The following is a 25,514-nucleotide window of genomic DNA, read 5'->3' on the forward strand; positions in this document are numbered from 1 at the left end:
AGATTGTCGTGACGAATCCAGCGATGCCCATGGCCCGTCTGGGGCGTAACGGCCCGGTCGTCTCACGTCTGGCACTCGGCGCGATGACCTTCGGCGCCGAGACGACCGAGGCGGAGGCGCACCGGCAGCTGGACCTGTTCGTGGAACGCGGCGGCACTTTCGTCGACACCGCCGACGTCTACGCGAACGGCCTGTCCGAGGAGATCATCGGACGCTGGGGCAAACAGCGCGGCGGGACGGCCGAGCTCGTGATCGCCACCAAGGGACGCTTCGGGCCGCCCGCGGGCAGTCATGGCGGCTCACGGCGGGCCGTGGTGCGGGCGGTCGACGACAGCCTGCGCCGGCTGCAACTGGACACCATCGACGTCTACTACATGCACGGCTGGGACCGGCACACGGATGTCGAGGAGACGCTCTCCACACTCGGCGATCTGGTGCGGTCCGGCAAGATCCACTACCTCGCCTGGTCGAACGTCTCCGGATGGCAGCTCCAGAGGATCGTCTCCACCGCCCGGATGCTCGGCGTCCCGGTGCCCGTCGCCCTGCAGCCGCAGTACAACCTGCTGGACCGGGGCATCGAGGTCGAGGTCCTGCCCTGCGCCGTCGAGGCCGGTCTGTCGCTGATCCCCTGGTCTCCGCTCGGTGGTGGCTGGCTGACCGGGAAGTACACGCGCGACTCCCGTCCGGTGGGCGCCACCCGCCTCGGCGAGGACCCCGATCGCGGTGTGGAAGCCTACGGACGGCGCAACACCGAACGGACCTACGCGATCCTCGATGTGGTCAGGGCCATCGCCGACCGGATCGGCCGGCCCATGGGACACGTCGCGCTCGCCTGGCTCCTGTCGCGGCCCGGTGTCTCCTCTCTGCTTCTCGGTGCACGCACCGCTGAACAACTCGAGACCAATCTCGGTGCCGCCGGCCTGGAACTGGAGGCGGAGGACCTTCAGGCGCTGACCGGGGTATCGGCGTTCACTGTTCCGTCCTACCCCTATCAGTTCCTGGCGGAATGGTCCGAGATGCGGGTCTGGGACGAACTCGGATGTCACTTCGCCTGAGTGCGGGGTGATCGCAGCAGATCGGCGGCAGGTCCCGGTACGGGCGCCCGGCCCGCACATGGTGGCGGCCATGACACGTACCGGACCTCCGCCGTCCTGCACCGTTCCCTTCGCGACCTTGCGGATCCATCGATGCCGAAAGGAGGAAACCGATGCACGGAAGACAGTGGCTCAACGAGCCCGCGACCTGGTCCGACGAGGGATCGGCCATGCACGCTGTCACCGATCCGAATACCGACTTCTGGCAGAAGACCTACTACGGTGTCACCCACGACAGCGGACATTTCTACTACCAGGAAGTCAGTGGGAACTTCACCGTCGAGGTCACCCTCTCCGGCCATTACCAGACGGTGCACGATCAATCGGGCCTGATGCTCCGCGTCGACGAGCGCAACTGGATCCGGGCGGGTGTCGAATTCGTGGACGGCTCGACGTACGTCAGCACCGTGATCACCCGGGGATTCTCGGACTGGTCGATGGTGCCGTGGCCGCACTATGCCGGATCGCTCCGCATTCGCCTGACCCGGTACGAGACCGCACTCCAGGTGCAATGCCCGGGCGAGGGTGAGGCGTGGAGGATGATCCGGCTCGGCTACCTGGACCTCCCCGGCACGGTGCAGGTGGGCGTCATGTGCTGCTCCCCGGAACGGGAGGGCTTCGCCGCGTCCTTCTCGGACTTCACCATCGTGAAGCAGCCGGCCGGCGATTAGCCCTCCCCACGCCGGGACCGGCATGCCGCACGGCTGGTGCGCGGCACGACGGCAGAAGTCATCGACTCGTAAGAATTGGTCTGCCCGGATTGTCTTACGGTGCAGTCATGAAGAAACTCTGTCTGGTGCTGGTGGCGATGACGTGCACCCTGGCGGCATGCGGACGCGACACACCGCCGGCCGCCCCGGCGCCCGCTCCCGCCACGACGGCGGCCACGACCGCCGCCGCGCCCGCTGTCAGTTCTTCCGCCGCGGCTCCCGCACCCGCTCAGCCGGTACCCGCGGTCCTCAAGTTCACCGGCACGACCCTCGACGGCGCGGCATTCGACGGCGCCGGGCTCGCCGGAAAGCCCGCGGTCTTCTGGTTCTGGGCGCCCTGGTGCCCCAAGTGCCAGGCCGAAGGGCCGGCGGTGGCGAAGGTGGCCGAGAAGTATCAGCGCAAGGTCACCGTCATCGGTGTCGCCGGACTCGACCGCAGCACCCGGAAGATGGCCGAGTTCGTCGAGCGCACCGGCACGGCCGGCATCGCTCAGCTCGACGACCGCACCGGCGATCTCTACAAGCACTTCCGGGTCACGAGCCAATCGTCGTACGTGTTCGTCGACGCGTCCGGAGCCACCGAATCGGCGACCGGCCCGCTGACCGAGGACGAACTGTCGTCGCTGGTCGAGCGGCACGTGCTGTAGATGGACGACCTGACGTTCGCGCTCGCCGCGGGGCTCCTGGCAGCGTTCAACCCCTGCGGTTTCGCGTTGCTGCCGTCGTTTCTCGTGCTGATCGTCTCCGGACGCGGCGGAGTTCTGCGGGCTCTGCGACTGTCGGCCGCGATGACGGCCGGTTTCGTGACCGTGTTCGGTGTGGCGGGTGTGCTCATCGGGCTGGTGACCGCCCCGATCCAGCAACACCTGCCCTGGGTGACCGTGGTGATCGGCGTCGCTCTGGTGCTGCTGGGCGCCTGGCTGCTGTCGGGCCGGGAGCTGGAGGTGTCACTGCCGCGCCTGACCGCCGGCAGCCCGGCAGGATCGTTCCTGGGCCTGTACGGCTACGGCGCCTCCTACGCGGTCGCCTCGCTGTCGTGCACGATCGCCCCGTTCCTGGCCGTCACCGGGCTGGTGTCCGGCAGCGGCGGCCTGGTCAGCGGAGTCGCGGCGTTCGTCGCGTACGGCCTCGGCATGGGCCTGGTCGTGGGCCTGCTCGCGATGCTGGTCGCGGTGGCGCAGGAGGCCGTGGTGCGCCGCACCCGGGCCGTGCTGCCCTACGTGTCGCGGGTCAGCGGTGTGCTGCTGCTGCTCGCGGGCGGCTACGTCGCCTACTACGGCTGGTACGAGTCGCGGGTCTTTGCCGGGGCCGATCCAAACGATCCAGTCGTGACGGTTGCTACCGAGCTGCCCGGCCGCGTCGCCGGTTGGGTCGACACGATCGGCCCCGGATGGATCGCCGTGGCATTCCTGCTGACCGCCGCCGCCGCGTTCCTGCTCTACCGGACACGGCGGCTGAGGCACCCCTCCGAGGAGGACGAACATCCCAGCGGTGCCCGTCGCTGACGTCGGACGGCGGGATACGCACTCGGTATCCCGCCACCGCGACGGCACCCGCGATCGGCGGGGCGGCCGTCACACCCCCGGCAGACCCGCGAGCCCGGCGATCAGTCCCAGCCCGGCGCAGACGCCGAGCACCCGCAGCACCGACCATTTGCGCCAGAAAATCAGCACCGCGGCGACGACGGCGATGACCACGGGCACCGGCCGCACCGCACCGAAATCCGGCACCGTCATGTGCACCGGCCCCGCATCGATCTCGTGAACCTCGCTGAACAGCGTGTGCACGGCGAAGTAGAGACCGAGGTTCGCGATGACACCGACCACCGCGGCGGTGATGCCGGTCAGCGCGGCCGACAGCGACCGGTTGCCCCGCAGGCGCTCCACATAGGGCGCGCCGAGCAGGATGAACAGGAAGCACGGCACGAAGGTCACCCAGGTCGTCAGCAACGACGCGGCGACGCCCGCCACCCACGGGTCCAGACTGCCGGGATTGCTGTACGCGCCGAGGAACGCGACGAACTGCACCACCATGATCAGCGGCCCGGGGGTGGACTCGGCGAGCGCCAGCCCGCGGACCATGTCCCCGGCGGACAGCCACCCGTAGTGCTCGACGGCCCGCTGAGCCACGAACGCGAGTACGGCGTACGCACCGCCGAAGGTGACCACGGCCGTGCCGGAGAAGAACAGGCCCTGCTGGGTGTAGACGCTGTCCGTGCCGGTGAACACCGCGAACAGGGCCACCGGGATGAACCAGGCGGCCAGCCCGATGCCGAGGATGGTCGCGGTCCGGCGGCCGGACGGCTGGTCGTGGTGCAGGGCTTCGTCGGAGACGAGCGGTTCGGGGCCGTCCTTGGCGGCACCGTGGCCGCCGGCCGACTCGACCAGGGCGGGACGCCATCGGTGCAGGGCCCAGCCGGCCAGCGCGGCGAGCGCCACGACCACCGGGAAGGGCACGGCGAGCACCGCCAGCGACAGGAAGGCGAGAACCGCGAAGACGACCAGGGTACGGGTGGACAGCGCTCGCCCGGCGACCCGCCAGACCGCCTGGACGACCACCGCCACCACCGCCGGCGCGAGCCCGGCGAACAGGGCGGTCACCACGGTGGTGTCGCCGAACGCGACATAGACCGCCGACAGGGCGAGCAGTGCGACCACGCCCGGCAGGACGAACAGGGTTCCGGCGACGAGGCCACCGCGAAGGCCGTTGAGCAGCCAGCCGACGTAGATGGCGAGCTGCTGGGCCTCGGGGCCGGGCAGCAGCATGCAGTAGTTCAGCGCGTGCAGGAACCGTTTCTGGCCGATCCAGCGGCGCTCGTCGACGAGGTGCCGCTGCATGACCGCGATCTGCCCGGCCGGGCCGCCGAAGGTCTGCAACGAGATGGCGAACCAGGCGCGCACCGCCTGGCCGAAGGGAACGACATCCCCGGAGGCGACGGCGGGCGGCGAGGTGCGCGAGGGGTGATCGGGCTCGGTGGTCGTCACGGTGTGTCTCCTGGATAGCTGCGGCGTCAGCCGGGCGTGCGGTTCAGCAGCGCGGCGCGGCGCTGGTATTCGTAGAGGCCGTCGAAGATCGGGCCGCTCAGCGCCAGCACCCGCTCGTCGTCGCAGGTCATCGACAGCCCGCGCAGGATCACGTCGAGGCCGTGGGCCTCCGGGGCGTCGTAGCGCTCGTCGGCGAGGTCGGCCTCGTGCACCATCTCGGCGATCTTCCACAGCAGCGGGTCGTGCAGCTCGTACCGGCGCAGGATGGTCTCGAACGAGCAGTCACCCCGGTGGTGGCCGAGTTCGGCACCGCGCATGTCGAACGGCGTGGCGCCGGCCGGCACCGCGGTCCGGTCGTCGACGAAGAGAAACTCCGCGTCCGGGTCGATGTGCGTACGGATCAGCCACGCGCACGCGGCCCGGTCGATGTGCAAGCCGGCACGCGTCGCCCACCTCATGCCCGCTCCTTCACGGTGATGTCGTGTTCCGCGAGTTCCTGCACCGCGATCCGTGCGGTCTCCCGCTCGGCCGGCGGGAAGTAGTCCCGGTCGGTGATGCGGCGCAGCTCGCCGCGCAGCTTGCGGACCAGGCGGGTACGTTCGGCCTCGTCGGCGGCAGAGGTCGTGGCCTGCTCGATCACCTGCCGGTACTCGGCGGCGCGGGCCGTGCGCATGCCCTCGATGACGGCCTGCTCCTGCTCGCGGTCGCCCGGCGCGGCGATCCAGATCATGGCGCTGCCGCCGTTGTCGGCGACCTCCTCGGCGACCCAGTCGAGCTGCTCCCGGGTCCGGTCGTCGGCCGGCAGCGCGATCAGGCCGTCGCCGAGGCGGGCCACACCGAGACGCTCCAGCTTGCGCCACACCGCGATGCGCGGCTGCGACGGCTCCCGGGGCATCCGGTAGGACAGCAGCACCCACTGCCCGGCATTCCGCACCCGCTCCACCGGGACACTGTAACCATGGTTACTCTCACGATGGAAGGCGGGTCCTCACCGGGGACCCCGGACCGTGAGAGTGGGTACCGCGATGACTCAGCAACGGACCGTCCTGTTCGTCTGCCCGCATGGTGCCGGCAAGAGCCGGATGGCGGCGGCCTGGTTCAACGGACTGCGACTGCCCGGCTGGACCGCGTCGTCCGCCGGGGTGCAACCGCAGGCCGAGGTCAGCACGCACGCCGCCCGGCTGCTGACCGGCACGCCGGTGCGCGCCCTGCTGGACGAGGCGGCGCCCCGGCCGCTGACGGCGGTGCCGGCCCCGGAACTGCTGGTCGCCATCGACTGCGCCGACCGGTTCACCGCCGACGTCCGGTGGACGCTGGAGCGGCAGTCGTTCGACGAGCAGATGTGCACCGAGATCCGCGACCGGGTGCACGACCTCGCCGCGACCCTGACACCGCCGTCCTGACGCCTCCGCGGGCGCGCTACTCGTAGGCGAGCGCCTGCCGCACCGTCATCCGTGCGGCCCGGCGCGCGGGCAGCAGCGCGGCCACCGCACAGATCCCGCAGACGAGCAGCAGCCAGCCGGCCACCGCGGCACCGTTGACGGTCACCGCCAGCGGGGTGTTGAGCAGGAGGTTGCCGAAGATCGCGCCGAAGGCCAAGGTCGCCGGGACGGCCAGGACCACTGCCGCGACCAGCCAGCTCACCACGCCGATGGTCACCGCCTCGGCGAGGATCAGCCCGCGGAGGGCGCGGTCGGTGGCTCCGAGCGACCGCAGGACGCCGATCTCCCGGGTCCGTTCGGTGATCGCCACGGTCAGGATGGTCGCCAGGCCCAGACCACCGACCACGACGCTGATCAGGGTGATCAGGTTCAGGAACACCACGAAGATGATCTGGTGGGCGACCAGGATCTTGCGGATGTCGTCCTGGGTGCGCACGGCGGCGACCACCATCCCGCCACCGGTCAGGGCCTTCTCCAGGTCCTGTCGTACCGGCGCCGGATCGCCCGATTCGCTGATCAGCCGGATCGTGTCGGCGGTGCCCGCGGTTCCGCTCGCGGCGGCCAGGGCCTCGCGGTCCACCCAGGCCGACGGCGAGCCGACCTGCACGGCGACGCCGACAACCGTCCAGCCGGTCTCCCGATCACCGGTGCGGGTGGTCACCGTCGAGCCGACCGTGACGCCGGGATTCTCCTCGGCGTAGTCGGCGCTGAGCACCATGGCCCGCTGTTCGCCGGGCCGCAGCCATCGGCCGGCGGTCAGTTTCAGCCGCAGGTCCGGGCTCGCCGACGGGACACCGCTGAGCTGTCCGGTCCGGCCCCCGGGGAACGCGGCCGGCATCGACGTCCAGGTCTCGGCGCGCGCGACGCCGGGTACCGCGCTGACCACGCGTTCCAGCTCGCCGACCGGGTACGGCCGGTCCAGGGTGACGGTCAGGTCGTACGGTTCGGCCGCGATGGTCTGCTCGACGAACGTGTCGGCGAGCCCGTCGGACACGTTGAACGCGGCCATGAACATCGCGCCGCCCACCGACAGTGCGGCGGTGGCCAGCACGAGCCGCCCCCGGCGGCGTACGGCGTTGCGCACGCCGAGCAACGGCAGACGGGGCAGACGAGTGCCACGGGCCAGCCGGCCGGCCCCTCCGGCGCGCGGTGCCGCCACCCCGTGGTCCCGCATCGCCGTGACCGGTGACACCCGGCACGCCCGGACCACCAGAACCCCGGCCACCAGCAGTGGCACCGCCATCCCGGCGATCAGCTGCGCGGCCGTCAGCCACCACGGCGCCGACTCGCCGGTCACCTCGAAGTTCATGAACTCGGCGATGAACCCGACGAATCCGAGCCCGGCCAGCCGCCCCAGCGGCCAGCCGATCAGGCAGGCCGCCAGCGCCAGCAGGGCGGTGCCGGCCAGGTAGCCGCCGGCGATCTGCTGCCAGGTCGCGCCGACGGCCTTCATCGTGCCGATCTGCCGTACCTGCCCGGCGAGCAGCCCGGACACCACGGTCACGATCAGCAGCACGCTGAGCAGCAGCGCCAGGGCGCCGAACAGCAGCTCCAGCCGGAGCATCCCGTTCATGATCTCCTGATGCGGGTGGGCGCCCGCCTCGGGGACGTCGACGGTGGTCACCGAGACGCCGGCCGCGGTGAGTCGCTGCGCGGCCGCGCCGGCCACCGACCTGATGTGCGCGGCGTCCGTGCGGTCGCCGTCGACCAGGATGCGAACCTCGCCCGGGTCGGCCGTGAAACCGAGGTCCGTCACGGTCCGCGGGGTGACGTAGCCGTACACCATGCCCTCGACCCAGCTCGGCGGGAGCCCGGGATCGCTCGCGGTCCCGGCGGTCCGCACCGTCCGCACCGGCAGTCCGGGCAGCTCGACCTCCACCTGCCCGCCGGCGGTGATGTCGTCGAGCAGGCGCAGACCGGACTGTTCCAGCACGATCTGCCCGTCCGGTGGCGGCCACACGCCGTCACGCGGGGTGAGCCGGGCGATCCGGTTGGCCGCGAAGGAGTCACGGACCGTCAGGCGCAACTGCTGCCACTCCGGATCTCCCGGGCGCCGGATCCGGGCGGTCAGGGTGCGGCTGGTGTCCGCGGCGGCCACCCCGGGGACCGTACGGACCTGATCCGCCGCCGCCGGGGTGAGACCGCGCACGCTGATCGTCGCCGACGGCGGGTCGGTGGCCAGATAGCCCGACAGCTGCTGGGACCGGGCCACGAAGTAGCTCGTCGACACCGCGGTCACCGCGAGCACGGCCAGTGCCATCGCCAGCACCACGACGATCGTGCGGCCCCACTTGCGGCGCAGATCCCGGGCCACCTTGCGGGAACGGACGCCGGTCATGCCGCGACCCGGCCGTCGGCGAGGGTCACGGTCCGGTGCACCCAGCTGGTGATGTCCCGCTCGTGGGTGACCATCAGCACGCAGGTCCCGGCGGCAGCCACCTCGCCGAGCAGGTCGAGCACGGCGTCACCGGTATGGGTGTCCAGGTTGCCGGTCGGTTCGTCGGCGACCAGCACCGGCGGCTCGTTGACCAGGGCACGGGCGATTGCCGCCCGCTGCTGCTCGCCACCGGAGAGGGTGGCGGGCAACTTGTCGGCGTGCGCCCGCAAGCCGACCCGGTCGAGCATGTCCAAAGCCCGGTCCCGGCGCTGCCGGACGGCGACGGTACGGCTCAGCTCCATCGGCAGTACGACGTTCTCGGCGACCGTCAGCGTCGGCAGCAACTGGAAGAACTGGAAGACCACGCCGACGGCGCGGCCACGCCAGGCGGCCAGCTGGTTCTCGGTCAGCCCGTCCAGCTCGGTACCGGCCACCCGCAGGTTTCCCGAGCTCGGCCGGTCGAGACCGGCGATCAGGTTCATCAGCGTCGACTTGCCGGATCCGGAACGGCCCACGACCGCCACGAACTCGCCGCGGCGTGCCTGCAGGTCGATGCCGTCGAGGGCGCGGAACTCCGTCGATGCGGAGCGGTAGGTCTTCACGACCTTCTCGACGTCCACGACCACGTCCGTACCGGATCCGGTGCTCTGTGTTGTCATGCCGGACAGCACATCGGCACGGCCTCCCAGCGGCTTCCCGGTTTCCTCCGAGTTCCCCATGAGTGCCGCCGCGACGATCCGGGTTCGCGGCTCCGGCTGATTGACTGGGCCGGTGAGCAAGTCCGAACGGATCCTGGTCGTCGACGACGAGCCCAACATCAGCGAACTGCTGAGGACCGCACTGCGTTTCGTCGGCTACGACGTCCGCGTCGCCGGCAGCGCCGGTCAAGCCCTCGCCGTCGCCGAATCGTTCCGGCCGGACCTGGTGGTCCTGGACGTGATGCTGCCCGACCTCGACGGCTTCCAGGTGTCGCACCGGCTGCGCGGGCTGCTGCCGCAGATCCGGGTGGTGTTCCTGACCGCCCGCAACCAGGCCGCCGACGCGGTCACCGGCCTCACCGACGCCGGCGGCGACGAGTACATCCGCAAGCCGTTCGACCTGGACGAGCTGATCGCCCGGGTCGGACTGGTGCTCCGGCGGGATGCCGCGGCACGGCCGCGGCGACTGCACGTCGCCGACCTCGTTTTGGACCAGGACACCTACGACGTCGTCCGCGGCGCCCAGCCGATCTCCCTTTCGCCGACCGAGTTCCGGCTGCTGAACTATCTGATGCTCAACACCGGCCGGGTCGTGTCGAAGGAACAGATCCGCGACCAGGTGTGGCAGTACGACTTCGCCGGCGAGGTCGGCGTGGTCGAGAACTACATCTCCTACCTGCGCCGCAAACTCGGCGACCCGCCACTGATCCGCACCGTCCGCGGTGTCGGGTACCAGCTGCGGAGCCCGGCATGACCGGCCTCACCGCGATGCACCGCCGGCGGCCGCTGCGGCACCGGCTCATCGCGCTGATGCTCGCGGTCGTCACCACGGTCCTGCTGATCACCGTGGTCGCGTCCATGACCCTGGTCTTCCGGATCCTGTCCGGCGAACGCGACCAGCGCCTGGACGCGGCACTGGCCGGCGGCAGCGGATACACCGATGTGACCCTGCAGATCGTCGACGTGGCCGGCCGTACCCGAGCGATCCTGCAGACCCGGAGCCGCGGCCCGGCCGTGCCCGCCACCGAGGCGGCAGCGGCGGCCGTCCGGGCCGGCCACCCGGTCACCGCGAGCGGCCCGGACGGCGCGTGGCGGCTCTCCGCCCGCCCGCGGCCCGACGGCACCTGGCTGCTCGCCGCCCAGCCCATCGGCGGCGAGGGCCGCCTGCACGACCGTCTCGCCGTGATCTGGTGCGGCACGGTCCTGGTCATCCTGCTGATCACCGCCGGCCTGACAAGACACCTGATCGGGTACGGACTACGCCCGCTCACCGCCGTCGCCCGGGAGGCCACCCGCATCCACGCCGGCGACCTGACCCGCAGGCTGCCCGCCGGAACCGCGGACGAGATCGGGCAACTCGCCGCCGCCCTCAACGGCATGCTCGACCGGGTGCAGGCCGCCCTGCACGAACGTCAGCAGGCCGATGAGCGGCTGCGCCGGTTCGTCGACGACGCCGGCCACGAGCTGCGGACCCCGGTGACCGCCATCCGCGGCTGGGCCGACCTCTACGAACGCGGCGCGGTGCCGGACATCGAGGTCTCCACCGCGATGCGCCGCATCCGTCAGGAGACCGAACGGGTCGGCTCCCTGGTCGACCAGCTGCTGCAACTCGCCAGCCTCGACCAGCCCGCCGCCGGGCGCGTCGGGCCGGACGACCGCCGCAACGTCGACCTCGCCGAAATCGTCCGCGACGCCGTCCTCGACGCCCGCGCCGTCGACCCGGACCGGCCGATCACCACCGACCTGCCGCGTACCGGCACCGCCCCGGTATGCGGCGACGCCATGGCTCTGCACCAGGTGGTCGCCAACCTGCTCGCCAACATCCGGGCACACACCCCGCCCGGCACACCGGCACGACTGCACGTGCAGCACCAGGTCGCCGGTGGCGATCGCATCGTCCTGCGGGTCTCCGACGACGGGCCGGGCGTGCCGGCGGAGATGCGCGACAAGGTGTTCGACCGGTTCTTCCGCGCCGACCCGGCCCGGGCACACCGTGGCAGCACCGGCGCCGGTCTCGGCCTGTCCATCGTCGCCGCCATCGTGGCCGACCACGGCGGCGACATCCGAGCCGAACCGGGCGACGGCTTCACCGTACGAATCAGCCTCCCGGCCGCCCGGCCGGCGTCCACCCGGTGATGGTCCGGCCGGCATACCCGCCGGGCCGTGAGGCGGGGTGGTAGATCCGCCTCGGCCGGGTGACTCAGGTAACCGCGACCCGGCCAGTGGGTATGGCGGCGGCATGGGCATGATGACTCGCTGTAAGTGGCGTCGTGGTGTGGTCGCTCTTCTACTGGCACTGCCGATGGCGACGATGGCAGGCTGCGACGAGCGGACCTTGGTCGCCGCCAGCAGCTCGAGCAGGTCGACGTCCGGCCTGGACTCGCACGCCCGCGAGGCGTGCGCGGAGTTCCGAGCCGGCCGGCGGCAGGCCACTGACGCGTCCGCACGCCTGCGGCTGGCCGACGCGGTGGGGCGGCCGGCGCGGCGCAGCGACAACCCGCAGATCACGGAAAGTTCCGCAGCGATGGGCCGCAGCGCCAAGGACGGCGGCCCGGCTTGGCGCACTGCAGCGGCCGACCTGGAACGCGCATGTGGCCAGGCCCCGTCGGGTGGTGAGCGGCCGGTACTGCCGGTAACCGGTTGAGCAGCGGCCGCCAAGACCCCCAGGCATCGACGGCCGACACGACGCGCTCAGTACGACAGGACCTCGTCCCACGTCGTCACGTTCCATTTCGTGGCGAACAGGCCGTCGATGGCCGGCCGCGCCGCCGCCCGGACAGCCGCCGCGTCCGGCGTGACGATCTGCATGCTCTGGCCCAGCTCGGCCAGCAGGGCCTCCTCGTCGGTGGCGATCCGCCCGGTCGCCCAGTCCGTGGCTTGCCGCACCGCCTGCCGCACCAGCGCCCGGTTGCGGGGCGTCAGATCGTTGAGGAAGCAGGTGTTGGCGGCGACCATGCCGAAGCTGACGAGATGTGACGTCAGGCTCAAGTGCGACTGCACCTCGTTCAGGCGCAGCGACCGGATCTGGGTGAGGTCACCCTCCGACGCCTCGGCGGTTCCCGAACGCAGAGCGTCGTAGATGCCCGGCAGCGGCACTTGGACGGGCCGGGTCCCCAGCGACGACCACACGGTGACCCAGTCGGGCACGGGTGGCAGGCGCAACGCCAGACCGGACAGATCGGCCGGTCCGGTGATCGGCCGGTTGGCGGTGAACTGCCGGAAGCCCCGGTACGCGGTGCCGAGTGTGGTCAGGTTGCCCTTCGCCGCGATCAGCTGCCGGGCCTCCTTGCCCAGATGGCTCGCCCAGACCCGCCGGAAGTGCTCGTAGTCGCGGATCACATAGGGACCGTTGAAGAAGAAGTACGCCGGTGCGTAGTCCTGGATCGGCTGGCCACCGGTCAGCAGAACGTCACCGACCCGATCTGCCGCAGCGCACGGCACCATGGCCGGGTCGATCGTCTGCTCGTTCAGCACGGACGTCGCCACCTCGACCTGAATCCGGCCGTGGGACCGCCGCTCGACGAGATCCTCGAACCGGTAGGCCGTGTCCGCCAGCACATGCCCGGCGGCGAACGGGGTGACCACCCGCAGCGTCACCCGCGGCTTTCCCGGTACGGCAGCCGCCGGCGCGCTCATGCCCCCGGCCAGCAATGACGCCACCGCGATGCTGCTGACCACGATCCGTCGTACACCCATCAAGCTCTCCTGTCCGAGACGGTACTGCGCCCTGGCTGTATACAGCGGACGCCGTCGAAACTTGTCGATTTCCTGTTCCGTGCGGCCGGAGGTTCCGGCCGCTTGAGGCGGAGTGTCACAGCTGGATCAGTGGGCGGACCTCGCGCGCGACGAAGCGTACGAATCCTTCGGGGTCGGGGTCGTCGGGCGTGGGTTGCAGGACGACCGTGTCGGCGCCCGCATCGGCCCAGCGGCGCACCTGTGCGGCGACGGCGGCCGCGTCGCCGACGGCGGCACGGTCGGCGGCGCTCGGATAACCCCAGCGCACCCGCTCCGCCTCGATCCGCTCCGCCGCGTCCGGACCGGTGGCGGTGTGCAGGTAGACGACCAGCGTGCCGTCACCGGTGGCCGCGCGGGCGGTCCGTACCTGGTCGGGCGTGGTACCGGCGGTGAGGATCGTGCCGTCGCCGACCTCGCCGGCCAGCCGCAGGGTCTTGGGCCCGGAGGCCCCGACGAGGATCGGTGCGTGGCCCACCGGGGGCCGGTCCAGGGCGACCCCGTCCAGGTGGACGTACCGCCCGGCGACGGTGACCCGCTCCCCGCCGAGCAGCGCGCGCAGCGCCGTGACGTGTTCCCGGAGCAGGGTCATCGGCGATGGCACCCGCGCGCCGATCTGGCCCATCCAGTCCTGCACACCGTGACCCACCCCGATGATCGCCCGGCCGGGGAAGAGCCGGTGCAGTGTCGCCACCTCCATCGCGGTGGCGGCGACGTTGCGCAGGGGCACCGGCAGCAGTCCGACACCGACGCGCAGCCGGCGGCTCCAGGCGAGGGCCGCGGCCATGGCGGACACGCCGCCGGTGAGGAAGCAGTCCTCCCACAGCCACAGTTCCTCGAGGCCGGCCGCGTCGGCGTCCTCCACCAGGCCGCGGAGGCGTTCCGGCGGCAGCTGCGGAAGGGCGATCGCGCCGAGAACCGTCATGCCGGAACCCGCTGCCTGTCCGCGGGGTCGACGGCGGTGTCACGTGATCCGGGGCCCGCACCGGCGACGATGCGGCGGTAGAGCTGCTCCGGGTCCAGGTGGGTGAACCACGGAACGACCGGCCGGCGCTCGTAGCTCTCCATGCCGGCCACGAACGACAGCATGTAGCCCACGCTGAGGGCGAGGAACGCGGCCGACCAGGCGGCGATCACCACGTGCTCGCCGCGTGCCAGCCGGGTCAGCGCAAATCCGAGCGCCCCCACCTCGACCAGCGCGAACACCCGGTAGGCCCACTTGAGGCGGGCGTCGGTGGTGCGCCGGGCCCGCTTCTCGGTCACCCCGAACTGTCGTTCGCCGAACAACGCGGCCGGCAGGGCGGCGAGCATCGGCAGGGTGTCCGCGACGGCGAACGCCTCACTGTGCAGCATGTGGTAGTGCCCGCGGCCGAAGCGCACCACGATCACGAGCGACAGGATCGTGAAGGCCAGGAACGCGAAACCATAGACGGCGTACGGACCCCGCACGGGCGCCACCCCGGTGGTGAGCGCCGCGACCGGCACGACGAGGTAGAGCAGCCGGTTCAGTCCCTGGAAGTGGGCGGCCATCGCGCTGAGGTAGTTGAGCCGCTGGCGCCAGGTCAGCCCGCGCACCCACAGCGGCGAGTCGGGGTGCCGCAGCAGCAGGTGCAGGCTGCCGATCGCCCACCGGCGCCGGGTGCCGTAGTACTGCCGTAAGTTGTCGACCTCCAGCCCGTACGCCAGCGGCTGTTCGAGGTAGACCGACCGCCAGCCGCGGGCGTGCAGCCGCAGCGAGGTGTGGATGTCCTCGGTGGACGTCTCCTCGGCGAATCCGCCGGCCGTGTCGAGGGCGCTGCGCCGCAGCATCGCTGACGTGCCGGTGTAGATCGCGCTGTTGGCGCTGTTCTTGGTGGGCTGCACCCCGCCGTAGAACATCTCCTGCTCGTGCCAGCCGCCGTCGACCCCGCCGCGCCGGCGGAAGGTGAACGACTCGGTGTTGTAGAACGACTGCGGCGACTGCACCACGGCCACGCGGGGGTCGTCGAAGTAGCCGAGGGTCTGTTCGATGAACTCCGGCAGCGGGATGTGGTCGGCGTCGAGGGTGACCACGAACTCGGCGTCGGTCACGGTCAGCCCGTGGTTGAGGTTGCCGGCTTTCGCGCCCTCGCTCGTGGTCCGGGGCAGGTACCGGGCGCCGAGCCGGGCGGCCATGGCACGGATTTCCGGCCGGTCGCCGTCGTCGAGGACGATCACGTCACGGACCCCGCGGACCCGCAGCGCGCCGATCACGGTCGGTTCCAGCACGGGCAGGGGCTCGTTGACGGTGGGAACCAGGATGTCGACGGTCCGCGTGACGGGCGCGGTCACCGGCCGGGGCACCGGGCGGGTGCGGCGGCGCAGCGACAGCACGAACATGACGGTGGTCGCGGCCGCGAACATCTCGGCGGCCCACGCCAGCGGGCCGTACCAGACACCCCAGTTGACCACCGCGGTGCGCCAGACAGCGAACACCGGGACGAGAATCATGAAGATCACGAACAACACGGGGAGGTACGGCGGGTCGCGGTCGGTCACCTGCTCAACACGGTACGGGGACATGCTCGTTCCTTTCGAGAGCTGTGGCCAGGACCGGGTGAAGGGCCGGACCGGCCGCGAGGACACCCGTCCCGTGAGCGGTGACGTGTGCGCCGGCCTCGGCGGCGACGAGTGCGCCGGCCGCCAGATCCCAGGGCGCCAGCTCGTCCTCGTAGTAGGCGTCGCAGCGGCCGGCCGCGAGCCAGCACAGTTCCAGGGCGGCACTGCCGTGGCTGCGGATGTCGCGGACCAGGGGCAGCAGCCGGCACAGCACCGGCGCCTGCCGGGCCCGCGACGCGGCGACATAGGCGAAACCGGTCGCCACGAGCGCCTGGTCGAGCGGCACCGGGTCGTTCACACGGACCGGTGTGCCGTTCAGCCGGGCGCCTCGACCGCGCACGGCGGTGAACGTCTCCTCCCGGGCCGGGTCGTGGACGACACCCACTACCGCCCGCCACGTACCGTCCGGCGCCTGCTCCTCGACGGCGATGCTGATCGTGACGTGCGGTGATCCGTACACGAGATTGGTGGTGCCGTCGACCGGATCCACCACCCACCGCAAGCCGGACGTGCCGGCCCGGGTGGTGCCCTCCTCGCCGAGAAGCCCGTCCTGTGGGCGGGCCCGGCGCAGAAGCGCGGTGATGGCGGCCTCGCTCGCCAGATCGATCGCGGTCACCAGATCGGTGGCGCTGGACTTGTGCCCGGCCGGGCGGACGCGGGTCGCGGACCGCACCACCTCGCCGCCGGCGAACGCGGCGCGCACCGCCACGTCGAGCAGTTCCCGCGGGTCGGCCATGTCAGGCACTCACCCGGCGGACCTCGGCGAGGATCCGGTCACGGTAACGCTCCGGCAGGGTGGTGACCGGCCCGAGAACGTGACACCGGTCGACGCTGCCGTCGGCGAAGGGCAGCGCCAGCCCGGCGATCGGCAGCACCTCGACGCCGGTCGCCGTCGCGGGCAGGCTCCCGGTCGTCCCCGCCGGCACGCCCACCGCCACCTCGGTCCGGCCGTCGACCTTCCCGTGCACGACGGTGAGCGCGCCCCCGGACACGGTCGCCGCGTCCCGCAGCGCACGCCGGTAGTCGGGATACAACGCGTTGGCCTCGAAGTCACCGAAGGCGCACGCCAGCTCGACGTCCGGCCCGGGCCATCTGCGCAGGAAGTAGCGGTAGTTGGGGGCCTCGGTGCGCCGGTTCGCGGCGACGTCGCGTACGTGCGGCAGGTGCACGCCGAAGAAGTCGCGGCCCATCACGATCGGTGTGCCGGTGGCCGACACCCGGTACGCCCACTCCAGGTCCTCGACGCCGTAACCGTGGAAGCCGAGGTCGAACCAGAGCTGACGCTCGGTGAGCAGGTCCCGGGGCAGCGCGATCAGCGCCGTCCAGGCGAACGACCAGGGGATGACGTGACTCGCCGACATCCGGGGGTCCTGGTCGCCGGTGCCGGTGACCTGGAGGTCGTCGAGCACCTTGCGGTAGTGCTCGTAGGGCTGGACGTCGACCGCGGTGACGTCCCCGGTGTTGTTGTCGTAGTCGATCATCTGGCCGACGACGCAGATGCGCTGGCCGTACCCGAAGTGGCGATCATGGAGATCTTCCAGGCATCGCGACGGCAGCACCATGTCGACGTCCATGAGCACTACGACCTCGCCGGTGGCCTGGCGCAGGGCCAGGTTGCGGGCGAACCCCACCTGCCACGGCCGGCCGGACGACACCGCGACGACATCGAGCCGGCCGGCGAACTCCCGGAAGACCTCCAGGTGCTCGGTCCCCTCGTCGAGCACGCCGACGATCACCTCGAACCGGTCAGCGGGCAGGGTCTGGTCGGCGAGGGCCGCCAGCGCGAGGCGCAGGTTGGCCGCCCGGTCCCGGTACGGGATGACGACGCTGATGGCCTTGTCACTCATCGACGCCGCCCGGTGCGATGAGGACCTTGCAGCTGGCCTGGTCGGCGGGACCGAACCGCCGGCCGTCGATGTCGCAGCCCAGAGCCGCGAACCCGGTGCGGAAGTCGGACAACGGCACCACGTGGCTGACCAGCCGCTCCGCCGGGATCCGGCCGGTGGTGATCAGGTGAAACGCTTCGACGAACGAGCCGTGCAGCGAGTCGATCGATCCGATCACCGACAGGCTGCGGTCGGCCAGCAGCATCGTGTCGATCGAGGCCGTCTTCTCCTTCAACCCGATCGACATGTACGTGCCACCGCACGCCATCTGCGGAAACAGGTCCTCCAGCAGCATCGACGTGGTGTCGACCACGATGTCGATCGGCGCCTGCGGGTCGTTGAAGTACTTGACCCGGGCCTCCTCCAGGGACGCGTAGGCGGCCGTCCCGTCGGGCAGCCGGTCCCGGGCGAACTCCAGCCGGGCCGGGGAGTGCTCCACCACCACCGGGGTCAGCCCTTTCAGCGACAGCACCCAGGTGTAGAGCAGGCCCAGCGGGCCGGCACCGAACACGTAGGTGTTCGCGGCCAGTGACGGCGGCTGCAGCTTGCGGGCACCGGCCACCACACAGCTCAGCGGCTCGGTCAGTGCGGCCGCCTGCAACGACACGTCGTCCGGTACCCGGTGCACGAACGCCGACGTGGTGCGGTACCGGCCGGCGTAGGCGCCGTCGTAGCTGACGCCGCTCTCCGTACCGTGCTTGTTGACGCAGTGGTTGATCCGCTGGGTCTGGCACATCCGGCAGCGTCCGCAGTAGGGCGTCGGGTTGATCACCACCCGGTCCCCCACGGCGACCGTGGTCACCCCGGCGCCGACCTCGGCGATCACACCGCTCGCCTCGTGACCGAGCGTCACGCCGGGAACCGCCACCGGGTAGGAACCGGAGACGATGCCCAGGTCGGTGCCGCAGATGCCGCAGAACTTGACGTCTACGACCACGTCGTCGTCGCCGGTCACGTGCAGATCGGGGACCTCACGCAGTTCGACGTCCCAGGGGCTGAGGTACTTGAGCGCTTTCACGGGCGCACGGTCTCCTTCGTGAAGGAAATCAGGGTCTGGCGGAGACGGGCGAGCAGGTCGTCCACCTGCTCGGCGGTGATGATCAGAGGGGGGCGGACCTTGACGGTGCGACCGAAGCCGTACCGGCTGCCGCGCAGCAGCAATCCGTGCCGCCGTCCCAGGGCGATGAACTGCTCGACGTCGACGCTGGTGGGCAGGTCGAACGCCTGCATCAGCCCGACGCCGCGCACACCGGTCATGTCCGCGAACGACCGGGACAGATCCAGCAGGCCGCGCTGCAACCGGACGGACACCTCGGCCACGTTGTCGAGAACCCGGTGTTCACGGATGTAGCGGACCGTCTCCTCCAGGGCCACCAGCGCCAGCGGGTTGGCGCCCGACGTGCTGGAGTGCTCCCACGACTCGAGCACGTCGAGCTCCGGGCGCATGAGCACACCGGCCACCGGGATGCCCACCCCGCCGGCACCCTTGGCGAACGTGATGATGTCCGGGCGAAGATCAACGGCATAACCGGTGGAGGCGAAGAACGATCCGGTACGCCCGAAGCCGGTCTGCACCTCGTCGGCGATGATGAGGATGCCGAGCCGGTCACAGGTCTCGCGGAGCACCCGGTAGTAGTCGCGGGGCGGGACGATGTTGCCGCCGTTGCCCAGCACCGGCTCCACGACCAGGGCCGCCACCCGGCCGCTCGACGCGAACTCCACGAAGTCCTCGAGCCGCCTCGCGCACATCATCGCGCAGCTGCCGGGGACCTGGCCGTAGAAGCAGTTCGCGCAGTCCGGCCCCGGGATCTTGACGGAATGGGCGACCGGCAGCGAGAAACTGCGTTGCCGGAAAGCGTTGCCGGAGACGCCCGTGGTGGTCGCGGTCTGTCCGTGATGCGACAGGAACAACGAGAATATGTCGGACCTGCCGGTGGCTTTCTGCGCGATTCTGATGGCAGCCTCATTGGCCCCCGAACCGGTGATGTCGCGAAACCAGAACGCACCGATGTGATCGGGCAGTTCGGGTCGCATCAGCTCGAAGACCTCGGCCGACTTGGCCCTGGTGAAATCGGAGGACAGGTGGGCGATCCGATCAAGCTGGGCATGCAGGGCCGTGATGATCTCCGGTGCCGAGTAGCCCAGTGACACGTTGAACGTGCCGGATGCGCAGTCGATGTATCGCTCGCCCTTGACGTGCAGGTAGATACCTTCGCCGGCGTAGTCCGGCAAGCCGGTCACCGGCCTTGCGACGGTGCTTGAACTCATCATTGACCTTTCCGCGTCACGATCGCACGGACAATATCGACGGTCACCCTGCCTTCGGCGCCCTTGAGGCAACGCGATTGCAGGCTGGAGTCAGCGCTTAATGGCGCTTTATCGACGGACATTTCTCGAGCGCTCTCATCCCGTGGGCTCCACAGTGGCCGCCGACAGCGGTCAGCGTCAACCCTGAACCGGTTAAGTTCGGCTTCACACGCCGCCTGACCTGGACGGCGAGGGTGCTGTGCGCTTAATCACGGGAAGTTCGATCAGAACGAATGTCGCGGGAAGGTTTCCACATTGACGCACGGTATTTACCAGACGATTAAAACCGGAAACAACAGTGCGAACCTGCCCTCTGTTGCGGGAAGCCCCCGGAAGCACCGGCACCACCCCCGGGTCAGCGAGATCATCGAGCTTCCCTACGCCACGCGAACACGTCGCCCACCTCGCCGAAGGCGGCGCCCACGGGAACCGCAGCCTGGAGCAGATCGAAAACCATCTGGCCGAAGGCCGATTCACGCCCGGATGACTTCGCCGCCTGGTGACCCATGGGGTACCGGCATTTCCCGGTGTGCTCCCCGCCTCCGGGGGTATGCCCGAGCCATGACTGACCCGACTCTCGACCGTGTCCGTGAGACCGCCGCCGCCTACGCGGAGGCAGTTCGAGAAACCCAGCGCTTTCTTGACGGCCTCGCTGACAGCACCGATCCGTCGGCCTTGGCCGAGTACGCCAATCTGGTCCGCCGGGAGGAAAGTGCCCGGGCTGATCGGCTGGCCGCACTCACCGAAGCAGGGCTACGCGCCAGCAGCTTCGACGGGACATGACATACCTGCGGGAATGCCCCAACAGGGCCTCACGTCATGGACATGCGCCCTCAGAGCTACGCCCAGGCCCGTACGTGCGTCGAGGAACTGGCGATTCACGAGGCTGAAGCACCCGGCTACCACTGATCTCATCGCATGAAGCGGCATTGCGCGGGTACGCGCCCCGGCATGACGACACAACACGGAGATCGCCACGGCAAGCTGCCCATCGACCCCGCTGCCGAACAGGAGGAGGGCGCCCCGCTCACCCAGACCGAGACCGGCCGCCGGCCCGTCGGCGTACCGGACAGCGACATCGTCACCGAACCGGACGGCGCCGGCACGGCAGGCGGTGCCTCGGGCGGTAGCGGCGGTGGCTCCACCATGCCCGGCCACCCGGACGCCGCCCGCTGACCACCACGAAAGGAACGCCATGAGCATCAACCCCGAGGCACTCGGAGACCCGCCGGACGACGCGGACGAGTACCTGAAGAACGCGAACGCCGACGACCCGCGCTCCGACCCGCAGGCCCCGGCCCATGAACCGGGCGGCCAGCAGAGCTCCGAACAGAACTCCCAGCCGGACCCGTTGTAGACCGACCGATCCGTACGGCGGGGGCCGGCTGCAGCGGTCGATCGGCAGCACCCGGTCGGCGTCGCCGTGCGAGATGAACACCCGTGGCCTGCCGTGAGTCACGATCGGGGCGGCAAAGCCCGGCGAGAACGCCAGGACGCTGTCGAACAGGTCGCCGTTGGTCACCCCGAGCGTCAACGCGTACGAGGCCCCGTCGGAGAATCCGCCGATGCTCATCGAGTCCACCGGGTAGCCGGCGAGCACCTCGGTCAGCACGCGATCGAGGCGGCGGACGTCCGGACCGAGCCCCGATGAGACGAGATCCCAGGTGGCCGCGGCCGACTGGGGGGCCACCAGCAACAGCCGCCGGCTCTGCGCGACCGGGAGCATCAGCCGCAGCCCCTGCCGCGCCGAGCCACCCGCGCCATGCAACAGAACCACGAGCCGGTACGGGCCCGCGTCGAGCGGCTCCGGCACGTACGTCAGAGCCAGCAACCCGCCGTCGGTGTCGATGAGCGATGCCTCCCCGGTTCGGGCGGCGTGCCGCGTAGGACCGCTGACCCGGACGGCCAGCCGGCCGTGTCCGGAGTCCTCCTGGGACGAGTCGTGCGCATTCCGCGGCTCTCCGATGTTCGGCATGCGCCCTCCTGAGAGATCGGCCACCCGCTTCCCCGTACCGCGCCTGTAGGTGCCCGGCGCGCGTACCCGTCGCAATAACCGTGAAACGGGTCGCATGGCGAGCGATCGCGGGGTAGCCGTGCGCTGATCGCCCGCACCACCGAACAGTGAGGTGGCCCCATGGTCGACCATTCGCGCGTGCCGGTGCTGGAGTCGTTGCAGGAGTTCCGGCGTCGTGTGAAACGGTGTTCGGAGCACCCGGGCACAAGCAGGGCCGCGGCGCCGACCCACGGTTGACCGACATCGTCGGCACCGGCGTGTTTGCCTCCGACGTGCTGTCGCTCAACGGCCTCGACGACCGTCGTCAGTCCCAGGACGTACTGGAACAGGCTCAGGAGCTGATAGCCGACGCGGTCGGCGCTGACCACGCCTCTTTCTCGACATGCGGAGGCTTGCCGTCGGTGAAGACGGCGATGATTTCCGTCGCCGGCCCCGGTGAGAAGCTGCTGTGTCGCGCAACGCCCATAAGTCCGTCGTCGCCGCGTTGATCATCAGCGGGGTGCAGCCGGTCTGAGTGCACCCGCACTTCGACGCCGGGTGGCAGCTGGCGCACCCGCCGGAGCCCGACGACGTGCGGGCCGAGACTTACGTGAGCCCGGCGTTGATGGTTTCCATCGAAGCCTTGAACGCCTCGATCGCCTGCGTCCGGTATTGCGGCTTCTTGTCGCCCTTCACGTCCGTGGTGATGTAGTCGAACTTCACGATCACCGAAATGTTGTCGCCCATGACGGCCTGGAAGCGGAAGTTGTACTGGTACCCATGGATGCCGTTCTTGCAGGGCTTGGCCGCGCACGGCAACTCGTCGGTCACTGGATCTGCTTGATCGAGGGTGAGCAGTTCCTCCGCCGTCTCAGGCGTGTACTTCGGGGAGGGGATCGTCTGCATCTCTGCGTCTGTGTATCTGCCGTAGTCGAATCTGGCACGACCGAAGACAGGTACCTTGGTGGCAAGGTCGTAGTACTCGCCGTCCGGCTCGATACCGCACAACGGCACATTGGTCGCCCCTGCTGAGTAATGGAACGCGGGACTGTACTGGACAGCCCCGTTGCCAGGCAGCGTTACCGTCCTGTCCAGCGCTTCACAAACCGCGGCGAGTTCGGCCTCCGTGGCTCGCTGGACACTGGCTGCCGCCGGAGATGCCGAGGGCGGCGGCTCGGATGGCGGCTGCGACTTGACAGCTCCAGGCCCGGGTGACGAGTCACAGCCCGCCAGCAGAACCATGGCCACGGCACCTGTCACCACTCGTCTCATCATCGAGTTGCCTCCGTCTCGTAGCCCTGCCCGCTGGTGTCGTTGTCGCCCGGGATCGTGTCGTTGACGAACCAGGGTGCACCCGGAATGGGCACCTTCCAACCGCTGCGGTCGGTGTCCCCCGCCCAGTAAGGAGCCTGGCTCGGAGCGGAGGGCTCGTCCCAGTCCGTCATTGCGGAGTCGAGCGCGGCTCCAGCCTCCGCGTCGGTCGCCGCGTAGAACTGCACCGCCGCCTTGATCTGCTCGCCGGCGAGATAGAGGCGTCCGCAGGCGGTCCTCAGATACTCGCCGTACTCCACGACCATAGCCTTGACCTTCGGGTCGGCCATGCCTTCAGATCCGTCCGCAGTGGCCAGTGAGGCATCGGCCGCCTGGACTGCGGCAATCTTCGGGATGAGCTGTTTCTCGTAGATCGCCGCGCATTCGAAGCAGGTGTCGGCGAGTTCCAGGACGTCATCGATACGGATGTGGAAGTCCCTACTGCCGGGGATGCCCGTGGCGGTGTTTTCGGTCAGGTCGTACAGCTCCAGGTTGAAGCTGTGGAATCCGAAGATGGTGTCACGGAGGCTGTGAATGCCGTTGTTGTAGTCGTTCTCCCGAGAGAACAGGTCATCGGCCTGCTCATCGAGATGGCCCCAGAGCGCCGTTATCACCGCCTCGACATCGTGGGCGTACACGGTTTGCTTGATCTTCGGTGCGAAGTTCTGCCCCATGATGCCGATGAGTTGGACACTCGCGCCGATGGCCGCCACCGGCGGGTTCCATGCGCCGCCGATGCTGAGCGCCGTGCCCATCCCCTGGCAGGTCTGCCACACCGGGTTGAGGTCGGTGGTGATCTCCTTGGTCGCATCGAGCGCCTTGCCGGCGTCGCTGAGGATTTTCAGCGAGCCGGCCCGCATCTCCTGGATGACGGTGCCTCTGGCGCTGTAAAGGTTGTGAATGGCCGCTGCGATCCTGGCCTGGTTGTACACGGTTGGAGCGATCGAGGCGAAGAACCCGTCCTTGAATTTGGTGGCGGCCAGCCCGGTCCAGCCCGTGTACCAGCCCGCATTCTCGCCGTTCTCGCCGACTAGCTTGGCAACCTTCTGGATCAGGTCGATGTTGCTCGCGAGTGTGAAACCGGCGTCAGAGTCGAGAGCGGACTTCAGGCCCAGGGTGCTGCCGATCGCAAGGAGAGCGTGCTGTGCTCCCTCGATCGCGCGCTGGTCATGCCTGTCGAAGTGCGGCAGCTTGCCGAGAACCGCGGTGCCTTCGGCGTACGCCCAGTACTCGACGTGCTGCATGATCGAATTCATGCCGCAGGTGATCTCGCTCGGAGTGGCCACTTCAACGCCGTTGCGATCGGTGACCGTCATCGGTGGGTAGCCCATCTCCGGGCTGAAGGTGCGGCCTGGGCAGGAGGGGACGCCGCCCTGCTGGCCACCCTGCACCCACTTGATGACCTCGCACGAGCCCCAGAAGAGGTGAACCTGGCTGATCGGATCCCAGTGGTCCCAGAGGTCTGCCCCATCATATGGATGCTGGTAACGGTGGAACGCGGTCTTGAACGAACCGCTCTGCCGGACGGCGGTTGCCACCTCTTCGCGCCAGCGTTTCGTCAGGGCCTTACGGAATGCGTTCACTTCGGCTTCGAGCGCGGCGTAGAAGTTCGTGTCGTAAATGATGCCGCCCGACATGTCGATCTCCTAGGGTCGCAGTATCAGCGCAGACGGTTCGACTACGAGGGTTGAACCGTCAAAGCCACGAGTCCTACGTAGCGCTGCGGCTTGACCGATGTCCTTGGCACCTGACCACCTCCGGAGCACGAGAAGGCCAGGGCGTCCGACCACGACGAGCTGAACAAGCCGATGCGGAAGACGCACTCCCCAGCGGCGCTGCTGTGGATCCTCGAAGTGGTACACGCCGATGACGGGCCGCAGGTTCAGCGCTCGCTCATGTTGCGCACGAAGTCGGCACTGACGACGTGGGTCGCGAGGTCGGGGGTGGCGGACGGATACGCCCGCCACCCCCGGCGCAGTATCGGAACGATTGTCACCTGGATGGTTGAGCGCCGGCAGGGGCGTTCGGCGAGCCGTCGGGCGAATTCTTCTTGCACGGCTGCGTTGTACGGGTCTACAGCGAGTGCCCGCCGGAGCCAGCTGATGGCTTCGGCCGGTTCAGTCTGATCTGCTGGATAACCGCAGGCGTCGAAGGCATCGCGGCGATGCTTCTCGCGGCTCGGTGCGATCCATGGCCAGGACTGACCTGCAGCGAGGTCCCGGGCGATAGAGGCTGAGCAACTTTCGGTACGACGAAGCCGCACGGGTTCGCCGTACACGGTGATTTGGCAGTCACCGAGCAAGTCGAGACGGCCGGGCCGGGATGGGCCTCCACGGTGGTGGGACATTGCCGTGACATGAGTCCTCGGGGAAGGTGCTGGGGGAGCTTTCCGGCGATGCAGCA

At 69.8% G+C, this 25,514-nt stretch carries 25 protein-coding genes; 10 read left to right on the plus strand and 15 right to left on the minus strand.

Features of this window, described 5'->3' with window-relative positions; genetic code table 11:
• Positions 1-8 precede the first annotated feature (8 nt).
• The 4 genes from AB0G04_RS08700 to AB0G04_RS08715 all read left to right on the plus strand — a co-directional run bounded on the left by AB0G04_RS08700 (position 9) and on the right by AB0G04_RS08715 (position 3,309).
• A complete protein-coding gene (locus AB0G04_RS08700) occupies positions 9-1,055 on the plus strand; it encodes an aldo/keto reductase (protein WP_360978823.1) in 1,047 nt (348 codons plus the stop codon).
• A 152-nt stretch (positions 1,056-1,207) separates the two neighbouring features.
• A complete protein-coding gene (locus AB0G04_RS08705; protein WP_360978826.1) occupies positions 1,208-1,765 on the plus strand; it encodes a DUF1349 domain-containing protein in 558 nt (185 codons plus the stop codon).
• A 107-nt stretch (positions 1,766-1,872) separates the two neighbouring features.
• Positions 1,873-2,451: a redoxin domain-containing protein gene (locus AB0G04_RS08710; RefSeq protein ID WP_360978829.1), complete on the plus strand. Its 579-nt coding sequence runs from the start codon at positions 1,873-1,875 to the stop codon at positions 2,449-2,451.
• Positions 2,452-3,309 (plus strand): cytochrome c biogenesis CcdA family protein, encoded by an 858-nt coding sequence (locus AB0G04_RS08715; protein ID WP_360978833.1) that lies wholly within the window; start codon positions 2,452-2,454, stop codon positions 3,307-3,309. It abuts the gene before it with no gap.
• A 69-nt stretch (positions 3,310-3,378) separates the two neighbouring features.
• Here AB0G04_RS08715 and chrA read toward each other — a convergent pair whose 3' ends face one another.
• The 3 genes from chrA to AB0G04_RS08730 are packed head-to-tail and all read right to left on the minus strand — an operon-like array spanning position 3,379 to position 5,731.
• The gene (gene chrA / locus AB0G04_RS08720; RefSeq protein ID WP_360978836.1) at positions 3,379-4,788 is read right to left on the minus strand and encodes a chromate efflux transporter; all 1,410 of its coding nucleotides are present in this window, start codon (positions 4,786-4,788) and stop codon (positions 3,379-3,381) included.
• Positions 4,789-4,814: 26 nt separating this feature from the next.
• Positions 4,815-5,246 (minus strand): chromate resistance protein ChrB domain-containing protein, encoded by a 432-nt coding sequence (locus AB0G04_RS08725; RefSeq protein WP_360978839.1) that lies wholly within the window; start codon positions 5,244-5,246, stop codon positions 4,815-4,817.
• Positions 5,243-5,731 carry a Chromate resistance protein ChrB gene (locus tag AB0G04_RS08730; protein ID WP_360978842.1) on the minus strand — a complete coding sequence of 163 codons (489 nt, stop codon included), beginning with the start codon at positions 5,729-5,731 and terminating at the stop codon, positions 5,243-5,245. The genes AB0G04_RS08725 and AB0G04_RS08730 overlap by 4 nt, the downstream gene beginning before the upstream one ends.
• A gap of 82 nt (positions 5,732-5,813) precedes the next feature.
• Here AB0G04_RS08730 and AB0G04_RS08735 point away from each other — a divergent pair, with 82 nt between their 5' ends.
• Positions 5,814-6,191 (plus strand): hypothetical protein, encoded by a 378-nt coding sequence (locus tag AB0G04_RS08735; protein WP_360978845.1) that lies wholly within the window; start codon positions 5,814-5,816, stop codon positions 6,189-6,191.
• Positions 6,192-6,207: 16 nt separating this feature from the next.
• Here the strand turns inward: AB0G04_RS08735 and AB0G04_RS08740 are convergent, their stop codons facing one another.
• Together AB0G04_RS08740 and AB0G04_RS08745 are read right to left on the minus strand one after the other, a co-directional pair.
• Positions 6,208-8,568 carry an ABC transporter permease gene (locus AB0G04_RS08740; RefSeq protein WP_360978848.1) on the minus strand — a complete coding sequence of 787 codons (2,361 nt, stop codon included), beginning with the start codon at positions 8,566-8,568 and terminating at the stop codon, positions 6,208-6,210.
• The gene (locus AB0G04_RS08745; protein ID WP_360978851.1) at positions 8,565-9,266 is read right to left on the minus strand and encodes an ABC transporter ATP-binding protein; all 702 of its coding nucleotides are present in this window, start codon (positions 9,264-9,266) and stop codon (positions 8,565-8,567) included. The genes AB0G04_RS08740 and AB0G04_RS08745 overlap by 4 nt, the downstream gene beginning before the upstream one ends.
• A gap of 112 nt (positions 9,267-9,378) precedes the next feature.
• Here AB0G04_RS08745 and AB0G04_RS08750 point away from each other — a divergent pair, with 112 nt between their 5' ends.
• The 3 genes from AB0G04_RS08750 (at position 9,379) to AB0G04_RS08760 (ending at position 11,949) form a co-directional block, all read left to right on the plus strand.
• On the plus strand, positions 9,379-10,059 hold the full coding sequence (locus AB0G04_RS08750) for a response regulator transcription factor (protein WP_360978854.1): 681 nt from the start codon (positions 9,379-9,381) through the stop codon (positions 10,057-10,059).
• Positions 10,056-11,441: a HAMP domain-containing sensor histidine kinase gene (locus AB0G04_RS08755; RefSeq protein WP_360978857.1), complete on the plus strand. Its 1,386-nt coding sequence runs from the start codon at positions 10,056-10,058 to the stop codon at positions 11,439-11,441. The genes AB0G04_RS08750 and AB0G04_RS08755 overlap by 4 nt, the downstream gene beginning before the upstream one ends.
• 139 nt (positions 11,442-11,580) lie before the next feature.
• Complete coding sequence (locus AB0G04_RS08760) at positions 11,581-11,949, plus strand: hypothetical protein (RefSeq protein ID WP_360978860.1); 369 nt, start codon at positions 11,581-11,583, stop codon at positions 11,947-11,949.
• Between the two features lie 47 nt (positions 11,950-11,996).
• Here the strand turns inward: AB0G04_RS08760 and AB0G04_RS08765 are convergent, their stop codons facing one another.
• The 7 genes from AB0G04_RS08765 to AB0G04_RS08795 form a co-directional block, all read right to left on the minus strand.
• Entirely contained in the window at positions 11,997-13,001 is a 1,005-nt protein-coding gene (locus tag AB0G04_RS08765) for a TRAP transporter substrate-binding protein (RefSeq protein WP_360978863.1), read from the minus strand.
• Between the two features lie 115 nt (positions 13,002-13,116).
• On the minus strand, positions 13,117-13,962 hold the full coding sequence (locus AB0G04_RS08770) for an LLM class flavin-dependent oxidoreductase (protein ID WP_360978866.1): 846 nt from the start codon (positions 13,960-13,962) through the stop codon (positions 13,117-13,119).
• Entirely contained in the window at positions 13,959-15,578 is a 1,620-nt protein-coding gene (locus AB0G04_RS08775) for a glycosyltransferase (RefSeq protein ID WP_360978869.1), read from the minus strand. Before AB0G04_RS08775 ends, AB0G04_RS08770 begins: the two co-directional genes overlap by 4 nt.
• Positions 15,559-16,350, minus strand: a complete 792-nt coding sequence (locus tag AB0G04_RS08780) for an inositol monophosphatase family protein (RefSeq protein WP_360978872.1) — start codon at positions 16,348-16,350, stop codon at positions 15,559-15,561. The genes AB0G04_RS08775 and AB0G04_RS08780 overlap by 20 nt, the downstream gene beginning before the upstream one ends.
• A gap of 1 nt (position 16,351) precedes the next feature.
• Positions 16,352-17,461 (minus strand): glycosyltransferase, encoded by a 1,110-nt coding sequence (locus AB0G04_RS08785; protein WP_360978875.1) that lies wholly within the window; start codon positions 17,459-17,461, stop codon positions 16,352-16,354.
• Entirely contained in the window at positions 17,454-18,518 is a 1,065-nt protein-coding gene (locus AB0G04_RS08790; protein ID WP_360978878.1) for an alcohol dehydrogenase catalytic domain-containing protein, read from the minus strand. The genes AB0G04_RS08785 and AB0G04_RS08790 overlap by 8 nt, the downstream gene beginning before the upstream one ends.
• Positions 18,515-19,741, minus strand: coding sequence for an aspartate aminotransferase family protein (locus AB0G04_RS08795; RefSeq protein WP_360978881.1), 1,227 nt, complete (start codon positions 19,739-19,741; stop codon positions 18,515-18,517). Before AB0G04_RS08795 ends, AB0G04_RS08790 begins: the two co-directional genes overlap by 4 nt.
• A gap of 627 nt (positions 19,742-20,368) precedes the next feature.
• Between AB0G04_RS08795 and AB0G04_RS08800 the strand changes: the two genes are divergently transcribed.
• Entirely contained in the window at positions 20,369-20,590 is a 222-nt protein-coding gene (locus tag AB0G04_RS08800) for a hypothetical protein (protein WP_360978884.1), read from the plus strand.
• 298 nt (positions 20,591-20,888) lie between these two features.
• Here the strand turns inward: AB0G04_RS08800 and AB0G04_RS08805 are convergent, their stop codons facing one another.
• Entirely contained in the window at positions 20,889-21,782 is an 894-nt protein-coding gene (locus AB0G04_RS08805; protein WP_360978887.1) for a hypothetical protein, read from the minus strand.
• 224 nt (positions 21,783-22,006) lie between these two features.
• Between AB0G04_RS08805 and AB0G04_RS08810 the strand changes: the two genes are divergently transcribed.
• Positions 22,007-22,309, plus strand: coding sequence for a hypothetical protein (locus AB0G04_RS08810; RefSeq protein ID WP_360978890.1), 303 nt, complete (start codon positions 22,007-22,009; stop codon positions 22,307-22,309).
• A 97-nt stretch (positions 22,310-22,406) separates the two neighbouring features.
• Here the strand turns inward: AB0G04_RS08810 and AB0G04_RS08815 are convergent, their stop codons facing one another.
• The gene (locus AB0G04_RS08815; protein ID WP_360978893.1) at positions 22,407-23,042 is read right to left on the minus strand and encodes a hypothetical protein; all 636 of its coding nucleotides are present in this window, start codon (positions 23,040-23,042) and stop codon (positions 22,407-22,409) included.
• A 29-nt stretch (positions 23,043-23,071) separates the two neighbouring features.
• A complete protein-coding gene (locus AB0G04_RS08820) occupies positions 23,072-24,748 on the minus strand; it encodes a hypothetical protein (protein ID WP_360978896.1) in 1,677 nt (558 codons plus the stop codon).
• Between the last annotated feature and the right edge of the window lie 766 nt (positions 24,749-25,514).

This window comes from Actinoplanes sp. NPDC023801 (assembly GCF_040639655.1).
In the GTDB taxonomy this organism is placed as follows: domain Bacteria; phylum Actinomycetota; class Actinomycetes; order Mycobacteriales; family Micromonosporaceae; genus Actinoplanes.